The sequence below is a fragment of the Paenibacillus sp. 37 genome, from assembly GCF_008386395.1.
GTDB lineage: Bacteria > Bacillota > Bacilli > Paenibacillales > Paenibacillaceae > Paenibacillus > Paenibacillus amylolyticus_B.
Genome location: NZ_CP043762.1, coordinates 154,655 through 171,555, shown reverse-complemented (window position 1 = coordinate 171,555; position 16,901 = coordinate 154,655). Strand labels below are relative to the sequence as shown.

8 protein-coding genes, 2 rRNA genes and 1 CRISPR repeat array are annotated in these 16,901 nt (G+C 43.9%); of the genes, 8 read left to right on the top strand and 2 right to left on the bottom strand.

The genetic code is table 11. From position 1 onward, the window contains the following. Nucleotides 1-4: 4 nt before the first annotated feature. From cas5c to cas2, 6 genes are read left to right on the top strand one after another with little or no spacing between them, the layout of a single operon-like run. Nucleotides 5-727 carry a type I-C CRISPR-associated protein Cas5c gene (gene cas5c / locus F0220_RS30875; RefSeq protein ID WP_149847023.1) on the top strand — a complete coding sequence of 241 codons (723 nt, stop codon included), beginning with the start codon at nt 5-7 and terminating at the stop codon, nt 725-727. Next, nucleotides 724-2,655, top strand: coding sequence for a type I-C CRISPR-associated protein Cas8c/Csd1 (cas8c, locus tag F0220_RS30870; protein ID WP_149847022.1), 1,932 nt, complete (start codon nt 724-726; stop codon nt 2,653-2,655). The genes cas5c and cas8c overlap by 4 nt, the downstream gene beginning before the upstream one ends. Beyond that, entirely contained in the window at nt 2,656-3,525 is an 870-nt protein-coding gene (gene cas7c / locus F0220_RS30865; protein WP_149847021.1) for a type I-C CRISPR-associated protein Cas7/Csd2, read from the top strand. After that, the gene (gene cas4, locus F0220_RS30860; protein WP_149847020.1) at nt 3,512-4,171 is read left to right on the top strand and encodes a CRISPR-associated protein Cas4; all 660 of its coding nucleotides are present in this window, start codon (nt 3,512-3,514) and stop codon (nt 4,169-4,171) included. Before cas7c ends, cas4 begins: the two co-directional genes overlap by 14 nt. Next, a complete protein-coding gene (gene cas1c / locus F0220_RS30855; RefSeq protein WP_149847019.1) occupies nt 4,168-5,199 on the top strand; it encodes a type I-C CRISPR-associated endonuclease Cas1c in 1,032 nt (343 codons plus the stop codon). Before cas4 ends, cas1c begins: the two co-directional genes overlap by 4 nt. A 9-nt stretch (nt 5,200-5,208) precedes the next feature. Further along, on the top strand, nt 5,209-5,499 hold the full coding sequence (cas2, locus tag F0220_RS30850) for a CRISPR-associated endonuclease Cas2 (RefSeq protein WP_026081267.1): 291 nt from the start codon (nt 5,209-5,211) through the stop codon (nt 5,497-5,499). A gap of 193 nt (nt 5,500-5,692) precedes the next feature. Then, nucleotides 5,693-7,010: a CRISPR direct-repeat array (repeat unit 33 nt; unit sequence GTCGCACTCTGTATGGAGTGCGTGGATTGAAAT). 625 nt (nt 7,011-7,635) lie between these two features. On the opposite strand, the gene F0220_RS30845 is transcribed toward cas2, so the two are convergent. Next, nucleotides 7,636-9,504, bottom strand: a complete 1,869-nt coding sequence (locus tag F0220_RS30845) for an ATP-dependent helicase (protein ID WP_223200062.1) — start codon at nt 9,502-9,504, stop codon at nt 7,636-7,638. A 33-nt stretch (nt 9,505-9,537) separates the two neighbouring features. Beyond that, nucleotides 9,538-11,274 carry an ATP-dependent nuclease gene (locus F0220_RS30840; RefSeq protein WP_149847018.1) on the bottom strand — a complete coding sequence of 579 codons (1,737 nt, stop codon included), beginning with the start codon at nt 11,272-11,274 and terminating at the stop codon, nt 9,538-9,540. Between the two features lie 788 nt (nt 11,275-12,062). On the opposite strand from F0220_RS30840, the gene F0220_RS30835 reads away from it, so the two are divergent. Together F0220_RS30835 and F0220_RS30830 are read left to right on the top strand one after the other, a co-directional pair. After that, nucleotides 12,063-13,615 (top strand): 16S ribosomal RNA (locus F0220_RS30835). Nucleotides 13,616-13,920: 305 nt separating this feature from the next. Beyond that, nucleotides 13,921-16,848 (top strand): 23S ribosomal RNA (locus tag F0220_RS30830). Together the 16S and 23S rRNA genes form the textbook arrangement of a ribosomal RNA operon. The last annotated feature ends 53 nt before the right edge of the window (nt 16,849-16,901 follow it).

Below are 16,901 nucleotides of genomic sequence, written 5' to 3'. Positions count from 1 at the left end.
AACGTTGAGAAATCAAATCGAATTTGAGGTTTCGGGAAAATATGCGCTATTCACTGATCCGCTCACGAAACTTGGAGGAGAAAAATTCTCTTATCAGATTCCTACATATCAAGCTCTCAAAGGGATCGTGGAATCCATTTACTGGAAGCCGACGCTGATCTGGATTATAGACGAAGTCCGCATCATGAATCCAATTCAAACGGAATCGAAGGGCATGCGTCCGATTGAATACAGCGGGGGCAATACACTGGCCTATTACACCTATTTAAGAGATGTTCGATATCAGGTGAAGGCTCATTTTGAATTTAATCCTCATCGTGAAGATCTGGTACATGACCAGAACGAACACAAACACCACAATATCGCTAAACGAGCTGTCCAGGTTGGAGGACGAAGAGATATTTTCTTGGGAACTCGTGAATGTCAGGGCTACGTCGAACCATGCCATTTTGGTGAAGAAGAGAGCTTCTATGATCGTATAGGTGAGCTTGATTTTGGCACAATGCTACATGGAATCAGTTACCCGGATGAAACAGGAAGCAATGAGCGAGAGGTCCGCCTGTGGAAAGCGAAAATGCAGCATGGAGTGATTCGTTTTATCCGTCCGGATGAATGCACATTGATACGCAAAGCGGGAGAAGGTACAGCTAAAATATTTGGCTCAGAGAATATGCAGTCTGTTGATGATTTACACTCGGAATGGTTCGATAATGAGGTGAGTAAATGAGCTGGCTTGCTAATTTATGCAAAACGTATGATGATCATGCCGATGTCGTAGGGCAATTTGAAATGAAGAAAAGCGGCAAGGAATACGCCTTGATTCCAATCTCGCACACAACCCAGACCGCGCATATTGAAGTGCATCTGAATGAAAAAGGAGATATCGTAAATGCCAAAGTAGTAGAAAAGAATGATGGCAGCACGATTATCCCTTGCACCGAAGCTTCCGCAAGTCGAACGAGTGCGCCTGTACCGTATCCGCTTTTTGACAAGTTAGCCTATGTTGCAGGAGATTACACTCAGTTCTGCGGAGAAGCCAAAGGAACACCGTATCAAGATTATTTGATCCAACTGAAAGCTTGGTGCGAATCTCCCTTTAGTCACCCTAGAGTACAGAGTGTGCTTCACTATGTCAGCAAAGGCACACTCATCGCTGATTTAGTAAGCAGAGGCATACTTCATGTGGATAGCCAAGGTAAGCTGCTGGAGAAGTGGATCGCAGGGCCTGGCGACCAGGAAGGGAAAAAGCCTGACATCTTCAATGTCATTGCTTCGGATCAGAGTGGTGCATTTGTCCGATTTGCTGTAAATATTCCAGGAGAACCCGAATCCAGACTATGGCGGGATGCTTCGGTGCAACAATCATTTATCCAGTTCTACGAGATGAGTTTGCAGGACAAGGATATCTGTTTCGTGACTGGAGATTACCTACCAGTTGCTGATAAACATGCTTCTCGCATACGTCACTCAGGGGACAAGTCCAAGTTGATCTCCGCCAACGACTCAAGTGGATTTACGTATCGGGGACGTTTTCGTACCAGTCGTGATGCAGCAGTAGTCAGCTACGAAGCTTCACAGAAAGGCCATAACGCGCTGAAGTGGCTTATTGATCGACAAGGAACCACTATAGACGGCAAAGTTTTTCTGGTGTGGGGTAGTACAAGTCTGGATATGCCAGAACCTCAAGAAGATTCTTTTAGTTTATGGGAAGATGAAGATGATCAGGAAGCTCTTGCTGGTGGAGATACAACACATAAGGATTTTGCCTTGCAAATCAGGAAGGCGATTGGTGGCTTTCGATACGATGGGGAGTATAACTCCAAGCATGAAGTGACTTTGATGACACTGGATGCGGCCACACCAGGACGAATGTCGATTATGTTTTATCGGAGTTTAGATCAGAACGAGTATCTGGACCGGATAACAGCTTGGCATGAGAGTTGTTACTGGATACATCGCTATCGTAAAAATAAAAACGACAAACCCGTCTCGTTTATTGGAGCGCCCGCGACGAAAGACATTGCTTTTGCAGCCTATGGCCCACGAGCCAGTGACAAGGTAGTTAAAGGACTCATGGAGCGGATGCTTCCATGCATCATTGATCAACGTCCCATTCCGCTGGATATTGTTCGCAGTTCTATCCAACGTGCATCCAACCCGGTAGGCATGGAAAATTGGGAATGGGAGAAAACGCTGAGTATTACTTGCGCACTTGTTAATAAGAAGGAGGGGTACGGAGTGAGTCTGAATACCGAAACAACGGATCGTAGCTACTTATTTGGCAGAATGCTTGCCATTGCAGATGTATTAGAGAGAAGTGCTCTGGGAAAAGAGGAAAAACGAGCAACAAATGCCATTCGATATATGAACGCCTTTGCGCAACGACCAGGCAGAACTTGGAGCATTATTCAATCTAATCTCCAACCTTACCAAGCGCGAATGGGGACGAGTGCCAGATATTATAATTCGTTGCTAGATGAAGTTGGAGCCAAACTTCAATTAGAAGATTTTACAGACAAGCCACTCACGGGATTATACTTATTAGGATTTTATAGTCAGCGTAACGATTTATATACAAGTAGAAAAGATAAAGAAGCCGCGGTTGCACTTGATAAAGACGATGAAAACCAATTGAACGAACAAGGGGATAACTAAATGAGTATACTTGATCACAAAATCGATTTTGCTGTTGTACTGTCTGTTCGTAATGCCAACCCGAATGGTGATCCATTGAATGGAAACCGCCCTCGTCAGAACTATGATGGTTTAGGGGAAATCTCGGATGTATGTATCAAACGTAAAATTCGTAACCGTCTGCAGGATATGGGAGAGTCCATTCTCGTACAATCCGATGAAAAACGTAATGATAGTCACCGTTCTATTAAAGATCGTGTTGATGCCAATGAGAATGTGCAAGAACATGCCAAAGGCAAGAAGGCAAACAAAGATCTGTATGCGGAGGCTGCTTGTCAATCCTGGATAGACGTACGTAGCTTTGGACAAGTATTTGCTTTTAGCGGTACCGATGTCTCTGTGGGTATTCGGGGTCCAGTATCCATCCATACTGCGGTAAGCTTGGATCGGATTGATATTTCCAGCATGCAGATTACGAAGAGTGTAAACTCGGTCACAACGGCTAAAGATCCGGACAAAAAAGGATCGGATACGATGGGCATGAAGCATCGCGTAGATTTTGGAGTATATGTATTCTATGGCAGTATCAACACGCAACTGGCTGAGAAGACCGGCTTTACTTATGAAGACGCAGAGAAAATTCGTGAATCACTGAGAACGTTATTTGAAAATGATACGTCTTCTGCCCGTCCTGACGGTAGTATGGAGGTGCACCAACTGTATTGGTGGGAGCATAGTTCCAAGATGGGGCAATATTCATCTGCGAAAGTACATCGTTCTCTGCAAATTGAATTGAAGCCAGACGTAGCAGAAGCAAAGTCCTACGATGATTATAACTATACGGTGGTGCCACTGGAAGGCTTGGCAGTCCAAGAATATGAAGGACTATAACGAAGAGGACTATCTGCTGCTTTCGGGTATTCAGCATTTTAACTTTTGCAGAAGGCAGTGGGCATTAATTCATATCGAACAGCAGTGGGAAGACAACGTGCGCACCATTGAGGGTGATCATCTGCATCGAAAAGCAGATCAACCAGCGCTTCGTGAGAAACGAGGCGATAAACTGGTGGTTCGTGCGCTTCCGGTGCAATCAAGGGAACTTGGGATCACAGGCATCTGTGATGTGGTTGAATTCATTCGTGATCCATCTGGAGTTCCACTTGCAGGAGAGGAAGGGTTATACCTTCCTTATCCTGTTGAATACAAACGTGGGAAGCCCAAACGAAATGATTCGGATCACTCCCAATTGGTAGCACAAGTCATATGTCTCGAAGAAATGCTCGTATGTGATATTCCCAAGGCCTATTTTTATTATGACGAGATCAAACATAGGGTTGAATTCATCATTACTGCGGCAGATCGGGAACGAGTGAAGGCAAGTATTCAAGAGATGAGACATTATTTTGAACGGAACCATACACCCAAAGCCAAAGCAGGACCACACTGCCTAAGTTGTTCTTTGAACAATATATGTGTGCCTGATATCTTGAACAAACGCTCTGTTTCAAGTTACATCGAAAGCAGGTTGAATGAATGAAAAAGCTGCTGAACACCTTATTTGTGACATTACCCGATACATACCTTGGACTGGATGGGGAAAACATTGTGGTGAAGCAGGAGGAAGAAATTCTTGCTCGCTATCCGCTGCATAATTTGGAGGCCGTTTGTACCTTTGGCTATGCTGGAGTAAGTCCAGCATTGATGGGGGCTTGTGCTTCACGAAATGTAAGTTTGACGTTTATGACACGAACGGGGCGATTTCTCGCACGTGTCATTGGTGAGGATCGAGGAAATGTGGTCCTTCGTAAAGAACAGTACCGCATATCGGACAATGAGGAGCGCAGTGCGCGGGTTGCTCGTAATATGATTACAGGAAAGTTGTATAACACCAAGTGGATTTTGGAACGTGCGACACGAGATTATGCGCTACGCATTAACACAGAACGAATCAAGAAGGTCACGGAGTCGCTAGGAGAAACGATGAAGCTGTTGCGCGAGGTGGAGCAATTGGATATATTGCGCGGATTGGAAGGATCCGCTGCCGTACAATATAACTCTGTGTTCGATGATCTGATTCTACAGCAAAAAGAATCGTTTTATTTTTATGGACGTAGCCGACGTCCTCCGCTGGATAAAGTGAATGCACTATTATCCTTTGCTTATACCTTGCTCGCTAATGATATGAAGTCTGCGCTTGAATCTGTCGGACTTGATGCTTACGTTGGTTTTTTGCATCGAGATCGTCCTGGCAGAGCTTCACTTGCACTGGATATGATGGAGGAACTTCGAGGAGTGTACGCAGACCGATTTGTACTTTCTCTCATTAATAAAAAGGTAGTTAACGATAAAGGTTTTTATGTGAAAGAAAATCTCGCAGTGATTATGGATGATGAGACGAGAAAGAAAGTGTTAAAAGTATGGCAGGAACGCAAACAGGAAAAGATTATGCATCCGTATTTGAATGAGAAAATACCTTGGGGTCTTGTACCATACACTCAAGCGTTACTACTGGCAAGATATATACGTGGGGATCTGGATGAGTATCCCCCGTTTCTGTGGAAGTAGGTGTGATGATTGCTTATTTTGATTACCTATGATGTGAGCACGATAGATAGTGAAGGCCGAAGAAGACTATCTAAAGTGGCGAAAAAGTGTGTGGATCACGGTCAGCGAGTGCAAAACTCGGTGTTTGAATGTATACTGGATGCTGCCCAATTTAGACGATTAAGATTCGAACTAGAAGAATTGATTGATAAGGATACAGATAGTCTTCGATTTTATAACTTAGGTGATAATTACAAAAGTAAAGTCCAACATGTAGGAGCGAAAGATTCCTATGATATGGGGGATCCATTAATACTGTAGCAGGTGCGAATGCCAAGCTCACATGATTTTCCTGGGGGATTCGCACCTCGAAAATTGTCGAAAAGGTCATTTTTGTGACCTTTTGGCAATGATTTAAGGCTAAAAATTTTTAGTAACAGTTTTGAATAAGTAGAAATATCGAAAATACGTTAATAGCTATTCTTGAAATATAGTTATTACGTCACTTTTCGCTGTCGCACTCTGTATGGAGTGCGTGGATTGAAATATCTTCGCCCACCGTACCCGTTCCTCGTGCCACTCGTCGCACTCTGTATGGAGTGCGTGGATTGAAATTTGAAGACGGTCAATACGAGGAGATAATGATACACAGTCGCACTCTGTATGGAGTGCGTGGATTGAAATACTCCTTATTGCGCGCTGCCAATTCGTTGTACGTCGCACTCTGTATGGAGTGCGTGGATTGAAATAAAATCCGTATCATATTATGTGCCGTGCCAGATGGTCGCACTCTGTATGGAGTGCGTGGATTGAAATACTGTATTTTGAACATTGGTATTCACATTTCCCGTGTCGCACTCTGTATGGAGTGCGTGGATTGAAATATTTTATTAAATGCATCCTGCATTGCGTTGTATTGGTCGCACTCTGTATGGAGTGCGTGGATTGAAATTTCTGATTGGGACTGACCAATAGACCAATTGGGATAGTCGCACTCTGTATGGAGTGCGTGGATTGAAATGGTCTGCATCACTTGCTTGCGCTGCTAGGGATCCGGTCGCACTCTGTATGGAGTGCGTGGATTGAAATACCACACTCAGGGCAGTTGATCCATGTGACAAACAGTCGCACTCTGTATGGAGTGCGTGGATTGAAATTTCACCTTTTGTATTGTCGCTGACAATCGGTTAGTGTCGCACTCTGTATGGAGTGCGTGGATTGAAATGCACTATTGGTGAAGCTGCTGGATATGGTGTGAGCGTCGCACTCTGTATGGAGTGCGTGGATTGAAATTCGAAAACATCGCAAATAAAGGCGTATCGACATTCGTCGCACTCTGTATGGAGTGCGTGGATTGAAATATCTTTGGACTGATGGATCATCTGTAAATGATGGCGTCGCACTCTGTATGGAGTGCGTGGATTGAAATATATTTTCAGAGGGGATCGGGTGGCTCAGCTGGTCGTCGCACTCTGTATGGAGTGCGTGGATTGAAATTGGAGCGTGCCGGGTGACTTCAATCTGTATCAACCGTCGCACTCTGTATGGAGTGCGTGGATTGAAATTGTTGTGGCGACCGCTGTTTCAGCTACAGGAGCTGTCGCACTCTGTATGGAGTGCGTGGATTGAAATATTGATGTTGCTGTCTTCCAGCCCTTTGATGTACCGTCGCATTCTGTATGGAGTGCGTGGATTGAAATTTGCAAGCGCTGCTCCATGTCGTCAGCGAAGCGGTCGCACTCTGTATGGAGTGCGTGGATTGAAATCCCTCTCTAGATGATATGTATCCATATTAAAGCGTCTCACTCCGTATGGAGTGCCTAAATTGAAATATCTGTTATGTCTAAGAATTTAATGAGCGGGTTATGCCGTACTCCGTTTGGTTAATTGAATTTGTAGGTGAAACAAGGCAAGCTAATGAATGGCTGTCGGTGGCCATGAAAAATAAGGGTTTAATTACGATTTTAATTAATACGAATTACACGATTATAAAAAAATGATATTTAACAACGCCTACCACAAGGGAGTGGCTTACTTTTTTCGCTTATTTCAGTTGCTTTTTTTATGTAACGCCTTTGATGTGGATCTCCTTCAGGAGTCAACACTCCGATATGATTTCCTAAGTGAGTGTAGGTTTCGATTTTCTATGTAATGGTCTTTGAAATAGTAGTTCCTTAATTTATTCCGGCATAACCATTCATTCTACCATTTAAAATGGTAGGCACCCTTAGTTATCAAGAATGGATATTGGATCTCCAGAATTTTACTCCACTCTGCTTCTCATTAACGATTCCTATGTCGAACGTAAAAAAGCGTCGGGGAAAATCTCCGGCGCTTTTAGCGTTGGTACGGACCTTGGTTTTAACCTAAAGGAAATAATATTAGTTCAAAAGGGTGAGGTCTATGCACCATTTTGAGAACAAAATCCCTGAATTTTAAAACACTCACATTTACCATCTATAATAATTTCATCTCTTTAAGGAATCGGGAAGGTTGTCTATACCTAGCACCCATTTTTAATGAACTTGACTTGATATAAGATAGATACAAAAGTTTTTTAGCACGACTTATGGCTACATATAATACGCGTCTGTCTTCTTCTACTGTAAGTTCGTTCATCGGGAAGACTCCTTCATTTATTCCGAGTACATGCACGACATCAAACTCTAAACCTTGTGAAGAATGCGCAGTCAGTAATCTAACACCACCGGAACCGGTTGTTCTTGATAAGGAGGTGAATTTGTTCTTAAACGAAATCAAACTGTATTCATTGGTATCCCGAATATACGTATTCCAATTATCTCGCCACATTTTTAGATCACTCATAAACACGTTTGTTTCCTCTACACTTGCAACAGGTTTTTCAGACATGAAGTACTTTTCTAAAACGAGTATTGCATCTGAAAAATTCATATCAGGTCCCCATAAATATGACCATGCATCTAATAATGCTTTATAGTTCTTTTTCCATTCCTTGCCGACTAATGAATCGAAATGTTTAAGTAAAGCAATTCCGTTTTCAGTGCTGTTGTAATTGATCGTATTTTTATTTTCCACCCCAATTAAACTTTGAAAGAGGTCAAGATAATACCTATCATTGTGATTAATCAAGAGTCTAAAACCAGATTCAAATACTTGCATAATAGTTGATTCGCTCTCTAATATACCAAATGTTTTGTTGATAAAGGGTATATTATCTTCTGAGAATTGCTTTTCGATTCTTCGAAGAGATGAACGGTTTCTTGCAATTACAGCAATTTTGTCCCAATGTATCTTCTCATTTATTTCAGAAGGTTCTTGTCTCACCAATTTTGAAATATTATCTGCAATCCATATTGCTTCTTTCTCCTCATTTTCTAGTTCTTTAATAATCACCGAGCCATTTTTTAAAGAGCTGGATGAAAAACTTGATTTTGAAATTAACTTATCTGCAAGAGATGCAATCTCGGATGAGGAACGGAAATTATTTTTTAGTATAACAACAGTCGGGTCATAATAGGTTTCGAATTGTTCCATAAAAGAGGTACTAGCACCTGTAAAAGAATATATGGCTTGGTTTTTATCACCAACGAGCATAATATTACTGTTATGTTTAGGATATAATGTTTGCAAAAATTGGTAAGATGCATAAGTTAAGTCCTGTGCTTCAAATATATAAGCAAATTTAAAAATTCTTTGGTAAATCTGATTTATAGAAGGCTTTTCATTAATGATTCTATATGCAAGTAAAATGAGATCATCAAAGTCCATTAACGACCGAGCCTTTAAATACAGATCATATTCATAATAAATAGAGTCGTAAAATCTTGTATCATCATCAATGTGTTCATCATAGGGGAGAGGAAGTTTCAGCTCTCTTTTTTGACGACTGATATAATATAAGATCTCTCTTACCACATTTACGCTATTTGTTTGACTTAAATTTTGAGAAGGTGAATTTGTATTTGAACGGGTGACGAGTATTTCTTTAAGAATATTCTCTGATTCTGAACTATCTATCAAAACGATTTCTTTAGTTTTAAGACCTAAAATATCCCCGCGAGTTTCAACAATATCTCTTGCAAATTGATGTATAGTTCCGACAAAAAATCTTTCTAAAATATCTTTATCATCACTTTGAAATTCTTTTAATATTCTCTCTTTGAACTGTTTAGCCAATAAACGATTGTAAGTTAAAATAAGAATTTTGTAATTTCCTTTAACATTCTTAAGTATATGTTCGAGCCTCTTTATTGAGGTTGTTTGTATTCCGGTTTGAGGTCCTGCATTAACTAATATGGGACCATGAATATGTTCTATTACCTTTTGATGATCCCCAGAGATCATATAATCCAAAATGAATCACCTACCATTTTATAATTATGTTTTGATTTGTAGAAATAATTGTCTGATTTTCTCTGGAATTTTTAGCTCTGAGTCTGCTCTCGTGACAATTGTTTCAGCAAGTACAGAAGCATATTTAGTTTTTCCACTTTGTAGTTTTGTCAAAACATCTTCATCAGAGTATTCCTTTTCTTGCAATACTGCCTTATGCTGCTCATTTACTGCGTCGTACTCAATAATAGCACTAATCGCTTCTTCACGATAATGAGCTAATATATATTGTTCATAGTTTTGATGATTCGCAAAATAAATGACTCTAGGATCTTGAAGGTTAGTATCAACGAGTAAGAGAGCCTCATTAAGTTGATCTAAAACGTCTTTTTCACCATCAGAGAAAATAAGCCAATCAATATTTAATCCTTGTGCAACATGGAGAAAAGGAAGGTACTTCCTTCCTTTTCCTCCCACCCCAATAATATTAATTCCAAGTTCAAATGGGTTACAACCGAAATGAGCCTCAAAAAAAATAGGTAATGCTTGTTCTTCTGTTTCTCCTTCACAAAGAATAATACATTTTGAGAAGAGTAATTCACCGCGACTGTTCATTACTTCTCTATTTATTTTTCGAATATCATCCCTACGCATAGAAGTCATATTAATTTCAGAAACCGCTGTTTGTGAATCATGCTTGCTAAAATGCCTAATTGATTCTAATGGTGCAAAGCTAGCAATGTAGGGTGAATGAGTACTGATTATTTTCTGACCATTAAATGATGCCATTTGTTTTAAAATGTTTCTCTGTGCCTGAGGATGTAAGTGTGATTCAGGCTCCTCCAGTGCTAAGATACTCCAAAAAGGTAAGTTCTTTTCTTGGTTAACTCCCTCAATCCATGAAGCATAACTACGAAAAGCGAGTAAAGTTGCCCAGCTCCTTGTTCCCATGCCATGATATTCAAGTGGAAAGCTATCATCACCTGGCTCACTAAAGAGAACGTCAATACCTCGATATATATCTCTGATCTTTCTTACTATAGGTGTTATTTCAACGCCATTGTGTTCTCCCGATGAAAACAGATTTAGCTCTTTTAGATTCTGCTGTAAATGTGCCAAAATGGTACTGTTGCTAACAATCTCTGTGTTTAATCTTAGAAGATCAGCTTCGATGCGTTCCAATTGATCTTCATTTAGATTAATGTCGGAAATTAGTTTACCCCAAAAGGAATGAGGATTTCGCATTTCTCTATGGATATCTCTCTGTGCGTCTAGATACAACAAAGGTAGTTTTTCCATGATACTTAAAGGAATTTTATCTAAAACAGTTGATGTCCACCATTCGTCAGGATTCTCGTTCCAATCGGATAGAAAATGTTGTTCCAATGAGAAGTCTCTTTTTAATTCATCAAATATGATTGTAGTTCTAATAGCAACGTATTCTGAATCATTTTGATCCGTTCGTATCGCGTTTGCTCCCCAGTGACTCGACCATGTTTCATCAAAAAATTGAACTCTCTTTGAGTCTTGCCCTGTGGGTGTAATTAAAGTATCTATAGTAGAACTCTGTTCAGTCGCTATCAGTTTATCTACAGTGGCATGAAAGTCTTCTTTACGAATAAGTTTGCGATCTAACCCGAATACAAGCTCTAATGCTTTTAAAAATGATGTTTTACCTGAATTATTCGTCCCGACTAGTATCGTGAGAGGGGACAATTTAACTTTTATATCTTTCAGCGCTCTAAAATTTTTTATTCTGACTTCGTGCAAGATTATACTCATTGTTCCCTCCAGTAGTATCGTTTAAACTAGATAAGCATATGATATTCGACACATTCTTAAATACACCTGTAAGCATGGATAAGTGATATTACTATTATTCTATTTTTACTTGTTGAGAGAGTCAGCACTAATTTATGTATTAGTATTAAACATTCACTCTTGTTTAAGATAGATTATATCGTTATGGAAGCTCTTGGAGATGATGAAGGAATTAATGTTTGGATCGGTAAGAACGGAACAAGAGAAATACAACAATGAAACTAGGGGATTTAATATGATTTACTAAGTAGTAGCTAATACTTATTGTAATCTCAACAATGTTCGTAGATTATCATTAACAAAAATAGATATACACGTTACACGCATAGGGGCTGCCTGGAGGAATGGATTTTGATATTTCGTACTATGAGCTTTATAACTCAACAAGGGAGTTAAAAGAAACGAATATACATACTTGGAGCCGGAAGTATGGTTAATAAGCAATCTGATAATTTACATCATATTAATTAGGGATAAGTCTGGTGCATTAAATCTTCTGCCGTAAAGAGCTGATAAAAAAATAAAAAGACTTTACAAACAAATCCTATTCATGATATATTATTTATCCGGCCAAGAAATGGTCGACAAAACAAGTTTGATCTTTGAAAACTGAACAACGAGTGAGTAAACATTCTGCTTGCAGAATGAACGCAAAAGTTGAAACAAGCCTTGGCTTGAATCAGCTGGAGCACAAATGAGATTTTTAATCTCGTCAGATTCAAAATGAGCTTATCGCTCTTTTCAATACTTTATTGGAGAGTTTGATCCTGGCTCAGGACGAACGCTGGCGGCATGCCTAATACATGCAAGTCGAGCGGAGTATCAAGGAAGCTTGCTTCCTTGATACTTAGCGGCGGACGGGTGAGTAACACGTAGGCAACCTGCCCTCAAGTTTGGGACAACTACCGGAAACGGTAGCTAATACCGAATAATTGTTTTCTTCGCCTGAAGGGAACTGGAAAGACGGAGCAATCTGTCACTTGGGGATGGGCCTGCGGCGCATTAGCTAGTTGGTGGGGTAACGGCTCACCAAGGCGACGATGCGTAGCCGACCTGAGAGGGTGATCGGCCACACTGGGACTGAGACACGGCCCAGACTCCTACGGGAGGCAGCAGTAGGGAATCTTCCGCAATGGGCGAAAGCCTGACGGAGCAATGCCGCGTGAGTGATGAAGGTTTTCGGATCGTAAAGCTCTGTTGCCAGGGAAGAACGCTTGGGAGAGTAACTGCTCTCAAGGTGACGGTACCTGAGAAGAAAGCCCCGGCTAACTACGTGCCAGCAGCCGCGGTAATACGTAGGGGGCAAGCGTTGTCCGGAATTATTGGGCGTAAAGCGCGCGCAGGCGGTCATTTAAGTCTGGTGTTTAATCCCGGGGCTCAACCCCGGATCGCACTGGAAACTGGGTGACTTGAGTGCAGAAGAGGAGAGTGGAATTCCACGTGTAGCGGTGAAATGCGTAGATATGTGGAGGAACACCAGTGGCGAAGGCGACTCTCTGGGCTGTAACTGACGCTGAGGCGCGAAAGCGTGGGGAGCAAACAGGATTAGATACCCTGGTAGTCCACGCCGTAAACGATGAGTGCTAGGTGTTAGGGGTTTCGATACCCTTGGTGCCGAAGTTAACACATTAAGCACTCCGCCTGGGGAGTACGGTCGCAAGACTGAAACTCAAAGGAATTGACGGGGACCCGCACAAGCAGTGGAGTATGTGGTTTAATTCGAAGCAACGCGAAGAACCTTACCAGGTCTTGACATCCCTCTGACCGGTACAGAGATGTACCTTTCCTTCGGGACAGAGGAGACAGGTGGTGCATGGTTGTCGTCAGCTCGTGTCGTGAGATGTTGGGTTAAGTCCCGCAACGAGCGCAACCCTTATATTTAGTTGCCAGCACTTCGGGTGGGCACTCTAGATAGACTGCCGGTGACAAACCGGAGGAAGGTGGGGATGACGTCAAATCATCATGCCCCTTATGACCTGGGCTACACACGTACTACAATGGCCGGTACAACGGGCTGCGAAATCGCGAGATGGAGCCAATCCCAACAAAGCCGGTCTCAGTTCGGATTGCAGGCTGCAACTCGCCTGCATGAAGTCGGAATTGCTAGTAATCGCGGATCAGCATGCCGCGGTGAATACGTTCCCGGGTCTTGTACACACCGCCCGTCACACCACGAGAGTTTATAACACCCGAAGTCGGTGGGGTAACCGCAAGGAGCCAGCCGCCGAAGGTGGGATAGATGATTGGGGTGAAGTCGTAACAAGGTAGCCGTATCGGAAGGTGCGGCTGGATCACCTCCTTTCTATGGAGAATCGTTTCCTGCAACGGAAACATTCAAATATGCAGCTCAGCTGCAAAACACTCACTCGTTGCTCAGTTTTGAGAGCTCAAACTCTCAAACAGCTTGCTTTTGCATGGAGCTTGTTCTTTGAAAACTAGATATCGAAACGAAACAAACGCGAATTAGAACATTCCTTTTTAGCTGAACTTGTGTACAACAAGTTTCAATAAAAACGGTAGATTGCACGTACGATGGTATCGAGTGGGAGCGACTTTTGGCTTTGCGCAAGCAAAACAAGGGAAGCGAGCAGTCGAACACGAGCACGAGGTTAAGCTACTAAGAGCACACGGAGGATGCCTAGGCGCTAGGAGCCGATGAAGGACGTGGCGAACAACGAAACTGCCTCGGGGAGCTGTAAGCAAGCTTTGATCCGGGGGTCTCCGAATGGGGAAACCCAGCTGGGGTAATTTCCAGTTACTCATAACTGAATACATAGGTTATGTAGAGGCATACCAGGGGAACTGAAACATCTAAGTACCCTGAGGAAGAGAAAACAATAGTGATTCCGTCAGTAGCGGCGAGCGAACGCGGAGAAGCCCAAACCAGAGAGCTTGCTCTTTGGGGTTGTGGGACGTCTCACATGGAGTTACAAAGGAACCGGTTAAGCGAAGAGGTCTGGAAAGGCCCGCCAAAGAAGGTAAAAGCCCTGTAATTGAAAGTTGGTTCCCTCCGAGACGGATCCCGAGTAGTGCGGGGCACGTGAAACCCCGTATGAATCCGGCAGGACCATCTGCCAAGGCTAAATACTTCCTAGCGACCGATAGTGAAGCAGTACCGTGAGGGAAAGGTGAAAAGCACCCCGGAAGGGGAGTGAAATAGAACCTGAAACCGTGTGCTTACAAAAAGTCAGAGCCCGTTTTAGGGGTGATGGCGTGCCTTTTGTAGAATGAACCGGCGAGTTACGTTCCCGTGCAAGGTTAAGGTGAAGAGCCGGAGCCGCAGCGAAAGCGAGTCTGAATAGGGCGACATAGTACGTGGACGTAGACCCGAAACCGGGTGATCTACCCCTGTCCAGGGTGAAGGTGCGGTAACACGCACTGGAGGCCCGAACCCACGCATGTTGAAAAATGCGGGGATGAGGTGGGGGTAGCGGAGAAATTCCAATCGAACTCGGAGATAGCTGGTTCTCCCCGAAATAGCTTTAGGGCTAGCCTCGGAAAACAGAGTCGTGGAGGTAGAGCACTGATTGGGTGCGGGGCCCGCAAGGGTTACCAAGCTCAGTCAAACTCCGAATGCCATAGACTTACTTCCGGGAGTCAGACAGTGAGTGCTAAGATCCATTGTCAAAAGGGAAACAGCCCAGACCATCAGCTAAGGTCCCCAAGTGTGTGTTAAGTGGGAAAGGATGTGGAGTTGCACAGACAACCAGGATGTTGGCTTAGAAGCAGCCACCATTGAAAGAGTGCGTAATAGCTCACTGGTCGAGTGACTCTGCGCCGAAAATGTAACGGGGCTAAACACACCACCGAAGCTATGGCTTGATGCTTTGCATCAGGGGTAGGGGAGCGTTGTATAAGGGTTGAAGGTGTACCGTAAGGAGCGCTGGACATTATACAAGTGAGAATGCCGGTATGAGTAACGAAAAGATCAGTGAGAATCTGATCCGCCGAAAGCCTAAGGGTTCCTGAGGAAGGCTCGTCCGCTCAGGGTAAGTCGGGACCTAAGGCGAGGCCGAAAGGCGTAGTCGAAGGACAACAGGTCGAAATTCCTGTACCACCGTAAGCCGTTATGAGCAATGGGGGGACGCAGTAGGGTAGTGACGCGGACTGATGGATGTCCGTCTAAGCAGTAAGGCTGATGTGTAGGCAAATCCGCACATTGTAAGGCTGAGCTGTGATGGGGAGCGAAAATTATAGTAGCGAAGGTCATGATCTCACACTGCCAAGAAAAGCCTCTAGCCAGGTGATGGTGCCCGTACCGCAAACCGACACAGGTAGGCGAGAAGAGTATTCTAAGGCGCGCGGAAGAACTCTCGTTAAGGAACTCGGCAAAATGACCCCGTAACTTCGGGAGAAGGGGTGCCCCGGTAGTGTGAATAGCACGAGGGGGCCGCAGTGAAAAGGCCCAAGCGACTGTTTAGCAAAAACACAGGTCTGTGCGAAGCCGTAAGGCGAAGTATACGGGCTGACGCCTGCCCGGTGCTGGAAGGTTAAGGGGAGTGGTTAGGGAGTAATCCCGAAGCTGTGAACCGAAGCCCCAGTAAACGGCGGCCGTAACTATAACGGTCCTAAGGTAGCGAAATTCCTTGTCAGGTAAATTCTGACCCGCACGAATGGCGTAACGACTTGGGCGCTGTCTCAACGAGAGATCCGGTGAAATTTTAATACCTGTGAAGATGCAGGTTACCCGCGACAAGACGGAAAGACCCCATGGAGCTTTACTGCAGCTTGATATTGAATTTGGGTACGATCTGTACAGGATAGGTGGGAGCCTTTGAAGCATGAGCGCCAGCTTGTGTGGAGGCAACGTTGGGATACCACCCTGATCGTATCTAGGTTCTAACCTGGTACCGTAATCCGGTGCGGGGACAGTGTCAGGTGGGCAGTTTGACTGGGGCGGTCGCCTCCTAAAGAGTAACGGAGGCGCCCAAAGGTTCCCTCAGAATGGTTGGAAATCATTCGAAGAGTGCAAAGGCATAAGGGAGCTTGACTGCGAGACCTACAAGTCGAGCAGGGACGAAAGTCGGGCTTAGTGATCCGGTGGTACCGCATGGAAGGGCCATCGCTCAACGGATAAAAGCTACCCTGGGGATAACAGGCTTATCTCCCCCAAGAGTCCACATCGACGGGGAGGTTTGGCACCTCGATGTCGGCTCATCGCATCCTGGGGCTGAAGTAGGTCCCAAGGGTTGGGCTGTTCGCCCATTAAAGCGGTACGCGAGCTGGGTTCAGAACGTCGTGAGACAGTTCGGTCCCTATCTGTCGTGGGCGTAGGAAATTTGAGAGGAGCTGTCCTTAGTACGAGAGGACCGGGATGGACGTACCGCTGGTGTACCAGTTGTTCCGCCAGGAGCACCGCTGGGTAGCTATGTACGGACGGGATAAACGCTGAAAGCATCTAAGCGTGAAGCCCCCCTCAAGATGAGATTTCCCAGTATGTAAGACCCCTTGAAGACGACGAGGTAGATAGGCTGGGGGTGGAAGTGCAGCAATGCATGGAGCTGACCAGTACTAATCGGTCGAGGGCTTATCCAATTAGCAAGTGATAATTCGCGTGTTTCGTTTCGAATCTAGTTTTCAGAGAACGA